The sequence below is a fragment of the Corynebacterium doosanense CAU 212 = DSM 45436 genome, from assembly GCF_000767055.1.
GTDB classification, from domain to species: domain Bacteria; phylum Actinomycetota; class Actinomycetes; order Mycobacteriales; family Mycobacteriaceae; genus Corynebacterium; species Corynebacterium doosanense.
Map to the genome: position 1 here is coordinate 1,748,372 of NZ_CP006764.1, position 16,587 is coordinate 1,764,958.

A 16,587-nucleotide genomic window follows, 5' to 3' on the forward strand; every position below is an offset into this window, starting at 1 on the left:
AAGAAGGGGTATGACCGCCATGGCGGTCATACCCCTTTTTTGTGCGGGATCTAGTCCGCGAGGGTGAGGATCTCGTTGCCGTCCTCAGTGATGACGATGGTGTGCTCGAACTGCGCGGTGAATTTCCCGTCGAGGTTCTGCACGGTCCAGCCATCGTCCCAGATGCGGTAGGGCAGCTCACCGAGGTTGATCATCGGCTCGACGGTCAGCGTCATCCCCGGCTCGAGGACGTCGGTGTAGGCGTCGGAGTCATAGTGCAGGACGATCAGCCCGTTGTGGAACGTCGGACCCACCCCGTGTCCGGTGAAGTCCCGCACCGTGTTGTATCCGAAACGCTTGGCGTAGGACTCGATGACCCGGCCGATGACGTTGATCTCCCGGCCGGGTTTCGCGGCCCTGATGCCGCGCATCGTCGCCTCGTGGGTGCGCTCCACCAGCAGCCGGTACTCCTCGGAGACATCGCCGGCCAGGAACGTCGCATTGGTGTCCCCGTGCACCCCGTGTTTGAAAGCCGTGACGTCGATGTTGACGATGTCCCCGTCCTGGATCACCGTGGAGTCCGGGATGCCGTGGCAGACGATCTCGTTGAGCGAGATGCACGTGGACTTGGGGTAACCCCGGTACCCCAGGCAGGAGGGGTACGCGCCGTGGTCGACCATGTACTCGTGGGCGATGGCGTCGATCTCGCTCGTGGTCTTCCCCGGCTCAACGGCCCTGCCCGCCTCGGCAAGGGCGTTGGCCGCAATCTTCGAAGTCAGGCGCATGGCCTCGATGGTCTCCGCGTCCTGCACGAAGGGCTCTCCGACCGCTTCCTGAACCTCGTTCTTTCCCACGTACTCGGGCCGGGCGATGCCTGCGGGCACGGCGAGGGTGGGGGTGGGCTGGCCAGGGGTGAGCATGGAGCGTTTGTTCGACATGCGCCCCATGGTAGACCCCGTGTCAGGGAGGTAACCTCGGCACCCATGAAGAGAACCAGCATCGCAGCACTCACCGCCGCCGCCGCTCTTGCCGGCACCGGAGCAGGATTTCTCGGGTTCTCCGCACTGACCGACCCGCCCCGGCAATCGGACTACGCGGTGGAACAGACCGTGGGCACCTTCACCACCACCGTGCACAACCCCGACGGGGTGCTCAGCGCAGAAGAGGAGGAGCGACTGCGCACGGAGGCCGAGCAGGTGCAGGCACCGGAGGTGGTCACGCAGCTGCACTACCTGGTCTTCGCCAGAAACGACGAGAACGTCAACGACACGGTCGAGAAGTACCTCCGCGACAACGCGCCGGAGCTCATCGCACCCGATGACGACCACTTCGCCGACGGTGCACTCATCGTGGGCGTCGGGCTCGACCCGCGCCAAGCCTTCACCTTCGCCGGCGAGGACGTGGCAAACACCCTCAGCCTGCACGAGGGCCGGCATCTTGACGCAGCCCTGGACGCCATCAAACCCGGCGTGAAGGACGGGGACATCCCGGCGGGCCTGGTTTCGGGAGCCCGCACCGCGACCGATCAGGAGGGCGCGGCCGACGACGCCTACGAGCAGGCCGAGTCGGACCACACCCTGGGCCAGGCGTTCAGCAGCTTCGGCGCCGGGGGTCTGGCCGGTGGTGCCGCGCTGTGGGCAGGTGTCGCCGCCCGGTCGCGCAGGAAGAAGGCCGAGCAGGCCCGCGAGGACTTCCAGGTGGCCACCAGGGAATACGCCGAGCTGTCGCAGCGGCTCGACCACATCGACATCCGGGCCCACTCCCTCACCTCGCCGCTGGTCGACGACACCCTGCGCGGGCAGTGGGCCGAGGTTCAGCAGCGATTCCTCACCATGCACGACCGTGTCGGATCACTTGGCGAGCTCTCGCAGGACGCCCCCGACAAGGCGTTCCTCCACCGCGCCGACGAGCTCGGGGAGGCCGCCGAGGTGACCCGCCAGGTGTCCTACGCCGAGGAGAACATCGACACGCTGTTCCGCCTGGAGCAGGGCGACACGGCCGTGCGGGAGCAGGAGGTCTCCGCGCTGCACAGCGACATCCTCGCCGCCCGGCTCGACCTCGACACCACGTCCTCGCCGCTCTACGTCCACCTCACCGAGGTCAAGGAACGCGCCGAACAGCTCACCCGACGCACGGACAGCCCCACGTTTGTCCAGGACTTCTTTGTCCTGCTGCGCGACTACCAGAGCGCGCTGACGGAGATCAGGAAACAGAAGTTTTCCGACGTCGAACCCGCCGAGGAGCTGCGTGCCCCCCGGCTCTACGACCGGGACTACCGCCCCGGCTACGGCGTCAGCGGTTTTGTCCCCTACTGGAGCATGGCGGCCTGGCACTCCAACAACGTCTCCGCGCACGAGGCCAGCCAGTCGAACACGAACTCTTCTTTCAGCTCCGGCTTCTCCGGCGCGGGCGGTTCGTCCGGCTTCTAACCCGCCGGCGCCTTCAACTCATCCAGCGTGGTGAGGAACCGGTTGGTCGCGTTGACCGAGATGGTCGAGCCGCCGCCGTAGACCACGAGCGTGGCGAAGGCCAGGTCGTCGCGGTATCCGGTGAACCAGGCGTGGGAGCCCTCGTTGACCTCCGCCTCACCCGTCTTACCGTGGATCTCCCCGCCGGCGCTCATCCCCGCGGCGGTGCCGGAGGTGACCACGGCGCGCATCATCTGGCGGACGTCGGCGATCGCCCGGGGATCCGGGGGCGGGGCGGCCGTGTCGACGGCGGTCTCCTCGCCGTCGATGAGCACGGGCACCGGGGTGCGCCCGGAGGCCGCGGTGGCCGACACCAGCGCCATCCCGAACGGGCTGACCAGGTCGAGGCCCTGGCCGTACCCGGCCTCCGTGCGTTCCAGCGGGGTGTCCCCGCGCGGGACCGAACCGGTGAGGGTGTCCAGACCGGCGACGGAATAGTCCACCCCGAGGCCGAACTGCTTGGCGACGTCTTGCAGCCGCCCCGGCTCCAGCCCGGTCGAGATCTCGGCGAAGGTGGTGTTGCAGGACTGCGCGAAGGCCCGTTCCAGCGGGACATCGCCCAGGGAGAATCCGTTGTAGTTGGTGACCACCCGGCCGTAGAACTCCGCCGACCCCGGGCACCCGACGATCTGGTCGGGAGGGATGCCGCCCGCCGCGGCGGTGACGATCTTGAACACCGACCCGGGCGGGTACTGGCCCATGAGGGCGATGTTGCCGGCGGCGTCGGCGGCGTCGTTCTGCGCTACGGCGAGGATCTGCCCGGTGGACGGGCGGATGGCGACGATGACGGCCTGCTGCTCCCCCAGCTCATCCACGGCCGTGTCGGCGGCGCGCTGTACGTCGTGGTCGAGGCTGACGGTGATCGCCGAGGCGTTGTCGGGCTCGTGGGACTCCAGCTCGCCGAGCAGCGCGCCCTGTTCGTTGACCACCGCGACCTGCCAGCCGTTGCGTCCCTGCAGCCGGTCGGCCACCACCGCTCCGACCCGGGACATGGTGTCCGGGGCGAATCCGGGGTCGGTGCTCACCATGGCCGCCTCGTCGTTGACGAGGATCTCCGGGTGCCCGTCGAAGCTCACCGGTTCGGGGGACGTGCCCACGGAGTAGGTGCCCTCGGCGTCGCGCAGCGTCTTTTCGTCAATCTCCAGGCCCGCGGCGCGCAACGTGTCCGCGGTGCCTGCGGCGTCGGCCATCTCGTCGGTGCGGACCAGCAGGCGGTGAACCACCCCGGGGCGCATGAGTTCTGCCCCGTCGGAGCTGACCACGGAGGCCGGGGGCGCCTCCAGCGCCCGGAGTTCGAGGTGCTGGTGGGCCCCGAGCTGCGGGGTGAGGATCGTCGGCTGCCACGTCGCGGTCCACTCGTCGGCAGCGCGGGTGAGGATCATCTGCGCGTCGGAGGAGAACTCCCGCTCGCCGGGCAGGTGCCACACCAGCCGGTAGCTGGCGGTGGCCCGGGTGCCGTCGTGGGTGACCTCGAGGTCCTCGACGCTGACGTCCTCGGCCTGCATCCCCTGCGTCGTCGCCGAGACGACCTCCGCGGCCTCGTCCGGTTTGTCGAAGTACTCGGGGAACTGCGAGGTGTCGCCGGCGGCGATGGCCGCGAGCGCGGATTCAGCGACGGGTTGCGCCGAAGGCGGCTTCGGGGTGCAGGCGGGCGTCGATACGCTCAGTGCACCGATCACCAGTACCGCACCCAGTCGCCTCATGCCCGCTCAATCTAATCGAGTTCGGCGGGCTTCCCGGGCTCCGGCACGGGAGTGTCCGGCAGGTCGCTGCCCGCCTTGGTGTACCACTCGCGGTACGTGGGGTTGGCGCTCTCGAACTTCGCGCCCGCCCCCTCCTCCGTGGGGACGGGTTGGGCGCCGAAGACAAAGTCGTCGCCGTGCTCGGCGATGCCGCGGCGCACGCCCTGGGCGATGGCCTGGCGCTCGTACCGCCGACGGATCATGTACGGATCGTTCTGCAGCTCCCGGATCCAGGCGTAGAGCACGCCGGCGAGAATGATGGCGAAGGGCAGCGCGCAGGTGACCATGATCGACTGCAGCCCGCTCACCGCGTTCTCCCCGCCCGCGAGCAGGAGGAACAGGGAGATCGCGCCGAGGGCGACGCCCCAGATGACGGTGACGGATTTCGACGGATCCGGCCGGCCGGTCTGCGACATCGACCCCATGACGATGGTGGCGGAGTCTGCGGCGGTGGTGAAGAAGATGATCACGGCGATGAGCGCGAGCACCGCAGTGATCGAACCCAGCGGCAGGTTGCCCAGCACGTCGAACATGACGTTCTCGCCCGAGGCCTCGATGCTCAGCCCCGCGTCGTTCAGCACCTGGTAGATGGCGTTTCCGCCGAAGATGACGTACCAAACCACGGAGATGAGCGAGGGGATGAAGATGACCACGAAGACAAACTCACGCAGGGTGCGGCCCCGGGAGATCTTGGCCACGAAAATGCCCACGAAAGGGGACCAGGACAGTCACCAGGCCCAGTACATCGTGGTCCACGAGGTCATGAACTCCGCCTCCGCCGGGCCGCGGCTGGCGTTGACGGCGAGCATGTCGCCGAAGCTGGTGAGGAAGGTGAGCATGGCCGTGGGGATCTGGTCGAGCAGGAACACCGTCGGCCCCGCCACGAGGGCGAAGATACCGAGGAAGATGACCAGCCCCATGTTCACGTTGGAGAGCAGGCGGATGCCCTTCTTCACCCCCGAGACCGCGGAGATGATGAACAGGACCGTGAGCAGCGTGATCGCCCCGGCGAGGAAGGCGTTGCCCTGGGTGTTCCACCCGGTGACGATCGCGGTGCCCATCTGGATCTGCAGGGCACCGATACCCATGGAGGTCGCGGTGCCGAAGAGCGTGACCAGGACGGCGAAGATGTCGATGACCTTGCCCAGCACCCGGTTCGGGCCGTCGGGAAAGACCGGCTCGAACAGGGAGGAGATCAGCGGGAGCCGGCCCTTGCGGTAGGTGGCGTAGGCCAGCGCGCCGCCCAGCAGCGCGTACATCGACCACGGCACAAACGCCTGGTGGAGGATGGTCTGCGCCAGCGAGGTCTGGATCGCGGCGGAGGTCCCGCTCTCGACGTCGAAGGCGGGCGGGGTGGAGAGGAAGTGGCTTAGCGGCTCCAGCGGGCCGTAGAAGATGAGCATGATGCCCAGCCCCGCGGCGAAGAGTATGGAGATCCAGGAGGCCCGGGAATAGGTGGGTGCCTCGTTGTCGTGGCCGAGGCGGATGTTGCCCGTCGGCGCGACGGCGATGACGAGCATGGAGAACATGATGAGGATGACCAGCGCGGTGAAGAACCACCCGAAGTTGGAGGTCACCCACGCCTGCATCCCCGTGCCCACGGTGTTGAGGTTGCCGGGGGCGAAGATCGCCCACAGCAGCACCGCCACGGACGCCACCAGCGCGACGCCGAAGACCGGGTAGTTGGTGGGGTATTCGCTCCGGGTCTTCTCCACGCTGATGCCCGGGATCAGCCCGGGATGCAGGTCCTCGTCGTTGGGCGTGCTCCGCCGGCGCAGTGACCGGATGGAGCGGCTGCCCTCCAACTTGGTGGATCCCGGGGTTTCCCGGGACGGGGATTCCCGGGACGGGGTTTCCTCAGCCATGGCTGTCATTCACCTTCTGGTTCCGGGTGTGTTGGGGACAAACCCGGTTAATGTAACACCAGTCAGCGAGTGACCTTAACTTCCGCTTTCATGCCCGCGGTCTCCTCGAGACCCTGTTCCTCGGCGATGCGCTCGGCTTCCTCGATGAGGGTCTGCACGATCTGGGACTCGGGCACGGTCTTGATCACCTCGCCCTTGACAAAGATCTGCCCCTTGCCGTTGCCGGACGCCACACCCAGGTCGGCGTCGCGTGCCTCGCCGGGGCCGTTGACGACACAGCCCATGACCGCGACGCGCAGCGGGTACTCCATGCCCTCGAGCGCGGCGGTGACCTCCTCGGCGAGGGTGTACACGTCCACCTGGGCGCGCCCGCAGGACGGGCAGGACACGATCTCCAGGCCGCGTTCACGCAGGTTGAGCGACTGCAGGATCTGATCGCCCACCTTGATCTCCTCCACCGGGTCGGCGGAGAGAGAGACGCGGATGGTGTCGCCGATGCCCTGTGCGAGCAGGGTGCCGAAGGCGACGGAGGACTTGATGGTGCCCATGAACTTCGGGCCCGCCTCGGTCACGCCGAGGTGCAGCGGGTAGTCGGAGACCGCCGCTAGCTGACGGTAGGCCTCGACCATGAGCACCGGGTCGGAGTGTTTGACGGAGATGGCGATGTCGTGGAAGCCGTGCTCCTCGAAGAGGGAGGCCTCCCACAGAGCAGACTCCACCAGGCCCTCCGGGGTGGCCTTGCCGTGGTACTTGTCCAGGATGCGTTTGTCCAGGGAGCCGCCGTTGACGCCGATACGGATGGGGATGCCCGCGTCTCCGGCGGCCTTGGCCACCTCCTTGACCCGGCCGTCGAACTCCTTGATGTTGCCCGGGTTCACGCGGACGGCGGCACAGCCGGCGTCGATGGCCGAGAAGATGTACTTCGGCTGGAAGTGGATGTCGGCGATCACGGGGATCGGCGACTTCTTCGCGATGATCGGCAGCGCCTCAGCGTCGATCGGCTTGGGCACGGCGACACGCACGATATCGCAGCCCGCGGTGGTCAACTGCGCGATCTGCTGGAGCGTGGAGTTGATGTCGTGGGTCTTGGTCGTGGTCATGGACTGTACGGAGATCTGGTGATCCGATCCGACGCCGACGTTGCCGACCATGAGCTGACGCGTCTTGCGTCGCGGGGCCAGGGTGGGCGGCGGTGCTGCCGGAAGGCCAAGTCCGATGGGTGTCGGCATAAATACTCCTCAACTGACAACCGGCTAACTACTGCCGGGGGATTTTCGCCCCACCCTACTACCCGAACAGTCTCACGGGATTGACCACGTCCGCGATGAGCACGAGCCCGCCGAAGCCCATGAGCAGCGCGGCCATGACGTAGGTCACCGGGAGCAGCTTCTCGTAGTTCACCGGCTCCCCCGCGGGAAGCCCGCGCAGTCGCCGCAGCAGGTCGCGGGCCTTCTCGTACAGCACGACGAGGATGTGCCCGCCGTCGAGAGGCGGAAGCGGGACGAGGTTGAACAGGGCGAGGAAGAAGTTCAGCGACGCCAGCAGCATGAGGAAACTTGTCCACAGGGAGTGTTCGACGAGCTCGCCGCCGATCCGCGAGGCACCGACGACACTCATCGGTGACTCGTCGTCGCGCTCCGCGCCGAAGATCGAGGCGACGACCCCGGGGATCTTTGCCGGCAGCTGCAGGACCCCCTCGACCGTCGCCTGCAGGGCCTGGCCGGTCAGGGCGAACGTCGCGGGAACGGCCTCGACCGGCCCGAACTTCCGCACCGCGTCCGTCACCGGCCTGCTGACCAGGCCGACGGAACCCGCGCTGCGGGCCTGCCCGTCCGCGGAGTAGCGCGTCACCTCGTCAACGGTCACGGGAACCTCCAGCCGCTGCCCGTCCCTCTCGACGGTGAGTTCCACCGTTTCGCCCGGGCGCTCGGCCACCTCCGCGGCCAGGCGCTGGAAGTTCTCCACGCGCCGACCGTCGACCGCGAGGATCCTGTCGCCGACCTCGATGCCCGCGCGCCCGGCGGCGCCGACGCCGCTGCACTGCTCGAGCTCCCCCGTCGCCGGATCCTGGTCCGCAGTGCAGGTCACCTCACCGACGGTCGCGGTGTGATCGGCGTAGGGGTTGGGGATTCCCGAGGACACGGCCACGCCGTAGAGGATGCAGAACCCCAGCAGCAGGTTGACCGCCACGCCGCCTGAGAGCACCGCCACCCGCTGCCACCACGGCTTGTTCACCATGGCGTGCGGAGCCTCCTCCGCGGTGAGCTCGTCGTTGGGGGTCATGCCGGCGATCTCGCAGAACCCGCCGAAGGGCACCGCGGCGACGCCGTACTCGGTGTGCCCGCGGGTGAACGAGGCCACCCTGGGCCCGAACCCGATGAAGTACCGGCGCACCCGCATGCCGAAGGCCCGGGCCACCAGCATGTGCCCCGCCTCGTGCAGGGCGATGGTCACGGCAATGCCGAGGGCGAAAAGAATCACCCCGAGAAGATACGAGCTCAACGCAGCAGCTCTCCCGCGCGCGAGCGTGCCTCGGCCTCGACGGCGAGGATGTCTTCCACGCTGGCCGGCTCGGCGGCGAACTCGTCCGCGCGTTCGAGCACCTTTTCGATGGTGTCCACGATCTCCGGGAACCTCAATCGCCCGCCGAGGAACGCGGCCGCGGCCTCCTCGTTCACCGCGTTGTACACGGCCGGGTAGGTTCCGCCTCGCTTGGCGACGTCCCGTGCCAACCGGACTGCGGGGAAGGAGGCGTCGTCAAGCGGGGCGAACCCCCACGTCGATGCCGTGGCGAAGTCCAGGGCGGGCTGCGCGCCACGCACCCGACCCGGCCAGGCGAGGGCGTGGGAGATGGGCAGCTTCATCGACGGCGGGGATGCCTGGGCGATGGTGCCGCCGTCGAAGAACGTCACCATGGAGTGCACGATCGACTGCGGGTGCACGGTGACGTCGATGGCGTCGGCGTCGATGCCGAACAACAGGGTGGCCTCGATGAGTTCGAGCCCCTTGTTCACCAGGGTCGCGGAGTTCAGGGTGTTCATCTGGCCCATGGACCACGTGGGATGCTGCGCGGCCTGCTCCGGGGTGACGTCCATCATCTCCTGCCGGGTCCGGCCGCGGAACGGGCCTCCCGACGCGGTGAGCACGAACCGTTCGACCTCGTCCTCGCGGCCCGCGCGCAGACACTGCGCCATCGCGGAGTGCTCGGAGTCGACGGGAATGATCTGCCCCTCGGCCGCCATCGACGTGACCAGCGTGCCGCCCGCCACCAGCGACTCCTTGTTGGCCAGCGCGAGGTAGGCGCCCTTCTGCAGCGTCGCGATGGTCGCCGCCAGGCCCAGCGACCCCACCAGCGCGTTGAGGACGGTGTCCGCCTCCACGTCCTCGACCAGCTGGGCGGCGTCCCCGCGCACCGGTCCCCCGAGCACCTCGGACACCTGCCGGGCAGCGTCCTGCTTTGCGACGGCCACCCGGTCCGCACCCAGGCCCAGCGACCGGGCCTGGGCGATGATCTTCCCGGGGTCCGAACCCGCCGCGGCGATGCCCACCACGGTGAACAGATCGGGATTCTCGGAGATGACCTCCAACGCCTGGGTTCCGATGGAACCGGTGGAACCCAGAACAAGAATGCGACGCGGTGAATTCATGGGTCTCATTGTTGCACGCGCCCGCCGAATTGCCGGGGGTGGTAGGTCACTCCGGCGCCTGCGGTGTGCAACAATACGAGGCAGATAACCGTGTCGGCGCCGATAAATTTCGGTGCCCGCTTGCCAAGGAGTACAACGTGTCTGCATCCCACGCCGAAGAGTCCTACGAGGTCTACAACGGAGTCTCCACCCGAGACGTCCCGAGTGCTGCCTGGGGTTACAGCGCGCTCAGCCGCACGACCGTGCAGATCGCCGGCTGGTTCAGCGTCTTTGTCCTGCTGATGTTCAACTTCGGCAACCACCAGGGCCACGTGGAGACCATCTGGCTCCTGGCCCTCGCCGCTCTCCTGGCCATCGGCCTGATCCTCTACGCCTTCGAGCCCCGTTTCAGCCGCGTGCGCACCCTGACCGGCCACAACAAGCCCGTCGGCCACGTCGAACCGGACTGGGCCTACGACCAGAAGACGCTCTCCGGCACCTACTCGGAGCTCACCGACGGCCAGCTCCGCGCGCTGAACATCGACCCGGCCCGCGTCAGCCACCTGCGCGTCGCGCCGAAGACCGGCAACTCCGCGATCACCACCGGTTCCACCGCCTCCGACATTGCGGCGGACACCACCGGTTCCACCGCGCAGCAGGTGCGCCGCTAGTTCCAGGCCGTCCCGGCCGCACAAAGTGGTGCCCACCCCGATGCTTTCTCCGGGGTGGGCACCACTTTCTTGTATCTGCTCTAACGCTCCTCGGCGGCCAGCTGCCCGCAGGCCGCGGCGATCTCCTGGCCCTTGGTGTCACGCACGGTACAGGTGACTCCCTGGGCACGAACCCGGCGGACGAACTCGTCCTGGCGGGCCTTCGGCGAGGCGTCCCACTTGGAGCCCGGCGTGGGGTTGAGCGGGATGAGGTTGACGTGCACCTTCGAACCGAGGGCATCGTGCAGCTTCTTGCCCAGCATGTCGGCGCGGAAGTCGTGGTCGTTGATGTCGCGGATCAGCGCGTACTCGATGGAGACCCGACGCCCGGACCTGTCGGCGTAGTAGCGGGCCGCATCCAGCACCTCCTCCACGGAGTAACGGGTGTTGATGGGCACGAGGGTCTCGCGCAGCTCATCGTCCGGGGTATGCAGCGAGACCGCCAGCGTGACGGACATGTCCTCGTCCGCCAGCTTGCGGATGGCCGGAGCCAGACCCACGGTGGAGACGGTGACGTTGCGCTGGGAGATACCGAAACCCTCGGGCGACGGAGCGACGATCTGGCGCACCGCGGAGATCACTCGTTTGTAGTTCGCCAGCGGCTCGCCCATGCCCATGAACACGACGTTGGACAGCCGGCTTCCCTCGGAGTGCATCTGGGCCGCGGCGTTGCGCACCTGGTCGACGATCTCGGAGGTGGAGAGGTTGCGGTCGAGCCCGGCCTGTCCCGTCGCGCAGAACGGGCAGTTCATCCCGCAGCCTGCCTGGGAGGAGATGCACAGCGTGGCGCGGTCGGGGTAGCGCATGAGCACGGACTCGAGGAGGGTGCCGTCGTGAAGCCGCCACAGCGACTTGGAGGTCTCCCCGTCATCGGTCTGGTGCTGACGCAGCGGGTCCATGAGGACCGGGAACATCTTCTCCGCCACCTGGGCGCGGGCGGCCTCCGGCAGATCGGACATGGTGGAGGTGTCGGCCTCGAACCGGCCGTAGTAGTGGCGCGCGATCTGGTCGGCGCGGAACTTGGGCAGGCCCAGCTCCCCGAGGACGGCGATGCGCTCGTCGCGGGTGAGGTCGGCGAAGTGCTTCGGCGGCATCTTCGGACGGGCGGGGGTAAATTGCAGCTTCACTGGTTGAGACATATCTGCTCCATTCTTGCACGCTAGAGGGGATGCTACCCAATTCCGGCCGGGGCGACCGTGGGCATCCGGGCGGGTGTCAGGAATAATCGGTGACATGACCAACAACAATGACCCGTACTACGACCCGACCGATCCGCGTGTGGATCCCGCCGTGGATCCCGCCGTATCCCCCGCCACCGCTTCCGTGAACGAGCCGGTCAACGAGCCGGTGCGTGAGCCCGTGGCCGACAGGACCGTTAAACCTCACGCCTCGGCAGGCAAGCCGAAGGGCTCTCTCGCCGGCGGCACGTGGGTCGCCCTCATCGTGGGCATCCTGCTGCTGGTCCTGCTGCTGGTGTTCATCATCCAGAACCAGCAGCAGGCCGAGGTCAACCTCTTCACCTGGACGTGGAACTTCCCCGCCGGTGTCGCCTACCTCATTTCCGCGATCATCGGCGCGGTCATCATGGCGCTGGTCGGCGGCCTGCGCATCATGGAATTGCGCCGCCAGGTCCGCCGCGCGAACCGGGTCTAGACCCCGGTCGACAGCGCGCTGAGCACCAGCCAGGTCACGGCGGCCGACGGCAGCATGCCGTCGAGACGATCCATGAGGCCGCCGTGGCCGGGCAACAGCCCGGACATGTCCTTGATATGGATCTCCCGCTTGAACTGAGACTCCACCAGGTCGCCCATCGTGGCGCACACCACGAGCGCGGCGCCGAGGATGACTCCGAGCCACCACGGCTCCCCCAGCAGGAACGTCACGGTGAGCACCCCGGCGACGATGCCGGCAAAGAGCGAGCCCACCGCTCCCTCCCAGGACTTCTTGGGACTCACGGCTGGGGCCATGGGGCGCGAGCCGAAGAAGACCCCGGCGATGTAGCCTCCCGTGTCCGAGGCGATGACGCAGACCATGAACGTGATGATGTAGTAGCTGGTGGGCACGTTCAGCCGGCTCATCAGCGACAGCATCGCGGCGAACGCACCGAACATGGGTATCCACGCGAGCACGAAGATGCCGACGGCCGTGTCCCGCAGATAGTTCTGCGGGGCGATCTTGCGTCCGTGGTGGAAGAGCCTGCCGAACATGAGGAACAGCACCGCGATGGTGAACCCACCCAGGACCCCGGTCGCGCCGAAGGGCCAGGAGAGCCAGACGATCAACTGCCCGAGCAGCATGGTCATCGAGCGCGGAAGCACGTAGGAGTGCTCGCGCAGGCGGGTGATCACCTCCCACATGCCCAGCGCCACGGCGGCCGCGACAAGCGGGTACCAGGCAAAGGGGCCGATCCACACGGAAAGAATGACGAGCAGACCGAGGAACACCGCGACAGAGATCGCCACCGGAAGGTCGCGTCCCGCGTTGTTCCTGGGTTTGGGAAAGCTCTCCACCGAGATGCCGCGGGAGATGGACCCTAGCCGGCCGATCCCGGAGTCGTCCGGATTATCCGTCAATCCCATTGCTCGTGAGGATCCTTCCCGGCCACAGTGACACGGTGTTTAAGACAGCCGCCCCCTCGGGTTAGGTGAAGGGGCGGCTAGGTGGAAAATATGTCTGGCTTAAGGCCGGACTACACCACCATGAGTTCCTTCTCCTTGGCGGCGACGACATCGTCCACCTGGGAGATGTAGCCGGCGGTGATCTCGTCCAGCTCCTTCTCTGCGGCCTTGACCTCGTCCTCGCCGGCGTCGCCGTCCTTCTGCAGCTTCTTCAGCGAATCCATGCCCTTGCGGCGGATGTTGCGGATGGCGATCTTGCCGTCCTCGCCCTTGGAGCGGGCCAGCTTGACCATGTCCTTGCGGCGCTCCTCGGTCAGCTGCGGAATGGTGACTCGCAGAACCTGGCCGTCGTTGGTGGGGTTGACGCCGAGGTCGGAGTTGCGGATCGCGTTCTCGATCTCGTTCATCGCCGAGGGATCATACGGCTTGACGATGAGCATGCGCGGCTCCGGCGTGGAGATGGAGGCCATCTGCGGGATGGGCGTCAGCGAGCCGTAGAATTCGGCGACCAGGCCGTTGAACATGTTGGGGTTGGCGCGGCCGGTGCGGATGGTGACCAGTTCCTCGCGGGTGTGATCCACGGAGGAGGCCATGTGGGTGCGCGAATCGGCAAAAATCTCTTCGATCATGATGCTCTTCTCTCTTGCGGGCGTCAGTCGTTACTGACACACAAATCTATCAGTTTCCCGAGCTTGGCCGTGGCTACGACCTCACCAGGGTGCCGATCTGTTCGCCGGCCACGGCGCGGGCGATGTTGCCGTGGGTGAGCAGGTTGAAGACGAGGATGGGCATGTCGTTGTCCATGCACAGGCTGAACGCGGTGGCGTCGGCGACCTTGAGGCCCTTCTCGATGACCTCGCGGGGCGTGATCTCGGTGAACAGCTGGGCCTCGGGGTTGACCCGCGGGTCGGAGTCGTAGACGCCGTCGACTCCCTTGGCCAGGAAGAGCACGTCACAGCCGATCTCCAGTGCGCGCTGCGCCGCGGTGGTGTCGGTGGAGAAGTACGGCATGCCCATGCCGGCGCCGAAGATGACCACGCGCCCCTTTTCCAGGTGGCGGTCGGCGCGCAGCGGCAGGTATGGCTCCGCGACCTGGGCCATGTTGATGGAGGTCTGGACGCGGCAGTCGACACCCTTCTGCTGGAGGAAGTCCTGCAGCGCGAGGGAGTTCATCACCGTGCCGAGCATGCCCATGTAGTCCGAGCGGGCGCGGTCCATGCCACGCTGCTGCAGCTCGGCCCCGCGGAAGAAGTTTCCTCCACCGATGACCACGGCAATCTCGGCGCCGGTGCGGGCGACCTCGGCGATCTGCTCCGCGACGTTCTCCACCACGTCGGGATCGATGCCGACCTTGCCTCCGCCGAACATCTCACCGCCCAGTTTCAACATCACACGCTTGTATCCGGTACGAGTATTTTCGGTGGTCACCAGGGGTCTCCTTTATCGCCTAAAAATCCGTTTTTCATCCTACCCAACGCAAAAACCCCGCCCACAAGGTGGACGGGGTCAAGGCGGCGCAGACTACTGCTGGCCGACCTCGTAGCGGATGAAGTCGGTGATCTCGATACCGGCTTCGTCGGCGACCTGCTTGACGGTCTTCTTGTTGTCGGAGACCGAGGCCTGCTCGAGCAGGACGGAATCCTTGTAGAAGCCGTTCAGGCGACCCTCGACGATTTTGGGGATGGCCTTCTCGGGCTTGCCCTCTTCGCGGGTGATCTGCTCGGCGATGGAGCGCTCCTTCTCGACGACCTCGGCCGGGACCGACTCGCGGGTCAGGTACTGGGCCTTGAGAGCGGCGATCTGCAGGGCGACATCGTGTGCGCCCTTGGCAGCGGCCTCACCGGAGCCGGTGTACGCGACGAGCACGCCCACGGCCGGGGGAAGGTCAGCGGAACGCTGGTGGAGGTAGGACTCGACGTTCTCACCCTCCAGGGTGGCCGCGCGACGCAACTCGAGCTTCTCGCCGATCTTGGCGGAGAGCTCCTCGGTGGCCTGCGAGGCGGGCTTGCCGTCGACGTCGACTGCTGCGAGCTCCTCGGCGGAGTTGGCCTTGGCGGCAGCGGCTGCCTCGGCGATCTTCGCGGCGAAGTTCTTGAACTCGTCGTTCTTGGCCACGAAGTCGGTCTCGGAGTTGATCTCGACGATGGTGTTGCCCGAGACGGTCACAAGGCCCTCAAGGGCGTTGCGGTCGGCGCGCTTGCCGACATCCTTGGCACCCTGGATGCGCAGGATCTCGATGGCCTTGTCAAAGTCGCCGTTGGTCTCTTCGAGCGCCTTCTTGCAGTCCATCATGCCGGAGCCGGTGGCTTCACGCAGTTTCTTCACGTCTGCAGCGGTGTAGTTCGCCATAGTAAGGGCGATCCTCCTCGTATTGAATCGATTTTCGCGTAACAAAAACACTAGTCGACGCTCTTGTTTCGCGCTTGCGCAGTAGCTTGCGGACAGACGGCCCCCGACCATCGTGGTCGGGGGCCGTTGTCCTTCCATCCGGGCGAGTTCAGTCATTCACCCTGGTTGGTCGAACTTATTCGGCCGAGCCGGAGCCCTGCTCTGCGGGAGCGGCCTCTGCTGCAGGGGTCTCCGCGGCGGGAGCTGCAGCCTCTGCAGTGGCGGCGGCGGTCTCAGCCTCGCCGGCGGCGGCAGCAGCGGCTGCCTCAGCGTCGGCGCTGATCTTCTCCTGGTCGTCACCGGCGGACTCGCGTGCCGCGGCGAGCTGACGCTCTTCGCGGGAGCGCTTGCCCTCGATGACGGCCTCGGCGATGACGCGGGTGAGCACGCGGTTGGAACGCATGGCGTCGTCGTTGCCCGGGATGGGGAAGTCGACGACGTCAGGGTCGCAGTTGGTGTCCAGGATCGCGACGACCGGGATGTTCAGCTTGTGCGCCTCAGCGACGGCGATGTGCTCCTTGTTGGTGTCGATGACCCACATTGCGGAAGGGGTCTTCGACATGTCGGAGATGCCGCCGAGCACACGCTCGAGCTTGTTGCGCTCACGCGTGAGCATGAGGATTTCCTTCTTGCCGCGGCCCTTGTAGCCTTCTTCGGCTTCCTCCATCGCGCGGAGTTCCTTGAGGCGGTGCAGGCGCTTGGAGACGGTCTGGAAGTTGGTGAGCATGCCACCGAGCCAGCGGTGGTTGACGAACGGCATTCCGACGCGCTCGGCTTCCTCCTGCACGGCTTCCTGAGCCTGCTTCTTGGTGCCGACGAACAGGACGGTGCCGCCGTGGGCGACGGTCTCCTTGACGAACTGGTAGGCCTCGTCAATGAAGGTCAGCGTCTGCTGAAGGTCGATGATGTAGATGCCGTTACGGTCGGTGAAGATGAAGCGGCGCATTTTCGGGTTCCAGCGACGGGTCTGGTGTCCGAAGTGGACACCAGCGTCGAGGAGCTCGCGCATGGTCACAACTGCCATGGTGTGCTCTCCTTTGGAGTTAGCTAGTTTCGGTTACAGGGATCTGACGTGCGGGTTTTGTCCGTGAGACGGGTTTGCCACGCACCCTGGCGACATCCTCCCCGCCAACGCCCCGTGAGGGGACCGTGTCGATGGGGATTACCTGGTAATTCAGGCTGTCTGCCGCG

General features: G+C 66.8%; 14 protein-coding genes and 1 pseudogene. 3 read left to right on the forward strand and 12 right to left on the reverse strand.

The features are described from left to right. Positions 1-50: 50 nt before the first annotated feature. Positions 51-926 carry a type I methionyl aminopeptidase gene (map, locus tag CDOO_RS08615; RefSeq protein WP_038573387.1) on the reverse strand — a complete coding sequence of 292 codons (876 nt, stop codon included), beginning with the start codon at positions 924-926 and terminating at the stop codon, positions 51-53. Between the two features lie 36 nt (positions 927-962). Between map and CDOO_RS08620 the strand changes: the two genes are divergently transcribed. After that, a complete protein-coding gene (locus tag CDOO_RS08620) occupies positions 963-2,408 on the forward strand; it encodes a DUF5129 domain-containing protein (RefSeq protein WP_018020992.1) in 1,446 nt (481 codons plus the stop codon). On the opposite strand, the gene CDOO_RS08625 is transcribed toward CDOO_RS08620, so the two are convergent. The 5 genes and pseudogenes from CDOO_RS08625 to dxr all read right to left on the reverse strand — a co-directional run bounded on the left by CDOO_RS08625 (position 2,405) and on the right by dxr (position 9,701). After that, positions 2,405-4,150, reverse strand: a complete 1,746-nt coding sequence (locus CDOO_RS08625) for a penicillin-binding transpeptidase domain-containing protein (RefSeq protein WP_026159219.1) — start codon at positions 4,148-4,150, stop codon at positions 2,405-2,407. The two genes, CDOO_RS08620 and CDOO_RS08625, sit on opposite strands and share 4 nt — an antisense overlap. A gap of 11 nt (positions 4,151-4,161) precedes the next feature. After that, a pseudogene (locus CDOO_RS14370) lies at positions 4,162-6,063 on the reverse strand (BCCT family transporter). 53 nt (positions 6,064-6,116) lie between these two features. Next, the gene (gene ispG / locus CDOO_RS08635) at positions 6,117-7,283 is read right to left on the reverse strand and encodes a flavodoxin-dependent (E)-4-hydroxy-3-methylbut-2-enyl-diphosphate synthase (RefSeq protein WP_020384532.1); all 1,167 of its coding nucleotides are present in this window, start codon (positions 7,281-7,283) and stop codon (positions 6,117-6,119) included. Between the two features lie 58 nt (positions 7,284-7,341). Next, positions 7,342-8,556, reverse strand: a complete 1,215-nt coding sequence (locus CDOO_RS08640) for a M50 family metallopeptidase (protein WP_026159218.1) — start codon at positions 8,554-8,556, stop codon at positions 7,342-7,344. Then, on the reverse strand, positions 8,553-9,701 hold the full coding sequence (gene dxr, locus CDOO_RS08645; RefSeq protein ID WP_018020986.1) for a 1-deoxy-D-xylulose-5-phosphate reductoisomerase: 1,149 nt from the start codon (positions 9,699-9,701) through the stop codon (positions 8,553-8,555). The genes CDOO_RS08640 and dxr overlap by 4 nt, the downstream gene beginning before the upstream one ends. 137 nt (positions 9,702-9,838) lie before the next feature. On the opposite strand from dxr, the gene CDOO_RS08650 reads away from it, so the two are divergent. Further along, positions 9,839-10,351 (forward strand): DUF2631 domain-containing protein, encoded by a 513-nt coding sequence (locus CDOO_RS08650; RefSeq protein ID WP_018020985.1) that lies wholly within the window; start codon positions 9,839-9,841, stop codon positions 10,349-10,351. A gap of 80 nt (positions 10,352-10,431) precedes the next feature. Here the strand turns inward: CDOO_RS08650 and rlmN are convergent, their stop codons facing one another. Then, the gene (gene rlmN, locus CDOO_RS08655) at positions 10,432-11,529 is read right to left on the reverse strand and encodes a dual-specificity RNA methyltransferase RlmN (RefSeq protein ID WP_026159217.1); all 1,098 of its coding nucleotides are present in this window, start codon (positions 11,527-11,529) and stop codon (positions 10,432-10,434) included. A 94-nt stretch (positions 11,530-11,623) separates the two neighbouring features. On the opposite strand from rlmN, the gene CDOO_RS08660 reads away from it, so the two are divergent. Then, positions 11,624-12,043, forward strand: coding sequence for a LapA family protein (locus tag CDOO_RS08660; protein ID WP_018020983.1), 420 nt, complete (start codon positions 11,624-11,626; stop codon positions 12,041-12,043). Here CDOO_RS08660 and CDOO_RS08665 read toward each other — a convergent pair. From CDOO_RS08665 to rpsB, 5 genes are all read right to left on the reverse strand, one after another. Then, the gene (locus CDOO_RS08665) at positions 12,040-12,969 is read right to left on the reverse strand and encodes a phosphatidate cytidylyltransferase (RefSeq protein WP_018020982.1); all 930 of its coding nucleotides are present in this window, start codon (positions 12,967-12,969) and stop codon (positions 12,040-12,042) included. The two genes, CDOO_RS08660 and CDOO_RS08665, sit on opposite strands and share 4 nt — an antisense overlap. A 110-nt stretch (positions 12,970-13,079) precedes the next feature. After that, positions 13,080-13,637 carry a ribosome recycling factor gene (gene frr / locus CDOO_RS08670; protein WP_018020981.1) on the reverse strand — a complete coding sequence of 186 codons (558 nt, stop codon included), beginning with the start codon at positions 13,635-13,637 and terminating at the stop codon, positions 13,080-13,082. Positions 13,638-13,710: 73 nt separating this feature from the next. After that, on the reverse strand, positions 13,711-14,397 hold the full coding sequence (gene pyrH, locus CDOO_RS08675; RefSeq protein ID WP_018020980.1) for a UMP kinase: 687 nt from the start codon (positions 14,395-14,397) through the stop codon (positions 13,711-13,713). 132 nt (positions 14,398-14,529) lie between these two features. Beyond that, positions 14,530-15,357 (reverse strand): translation elongation factor Ts, encoded by an 828-nt coding sequence (gene tsf / locus CDOO_RS08680; protein ID WP_018020979.1) that lies wholly within the window; start codon positions 15,355-15,357, stop codon positions 14,530-14,532. A gap of 175 nt (positions 15,358-15,532) precedes the next feature. Beyond that, on the reverse strand, positions 15,533-16,420 hold the full coding sequence (gene rpsB / locus CDOO_RS08690) for a 30S ribosomal protein S2 (RefSeq protein ID WP_018020978.1): 888 nt from the start codon (positions 16,418-16,420) through the stop codon (positions 15,533-15,535). Between the last annotated feature and the right edge of the window lie 167 nt (positions 16,421-16,587).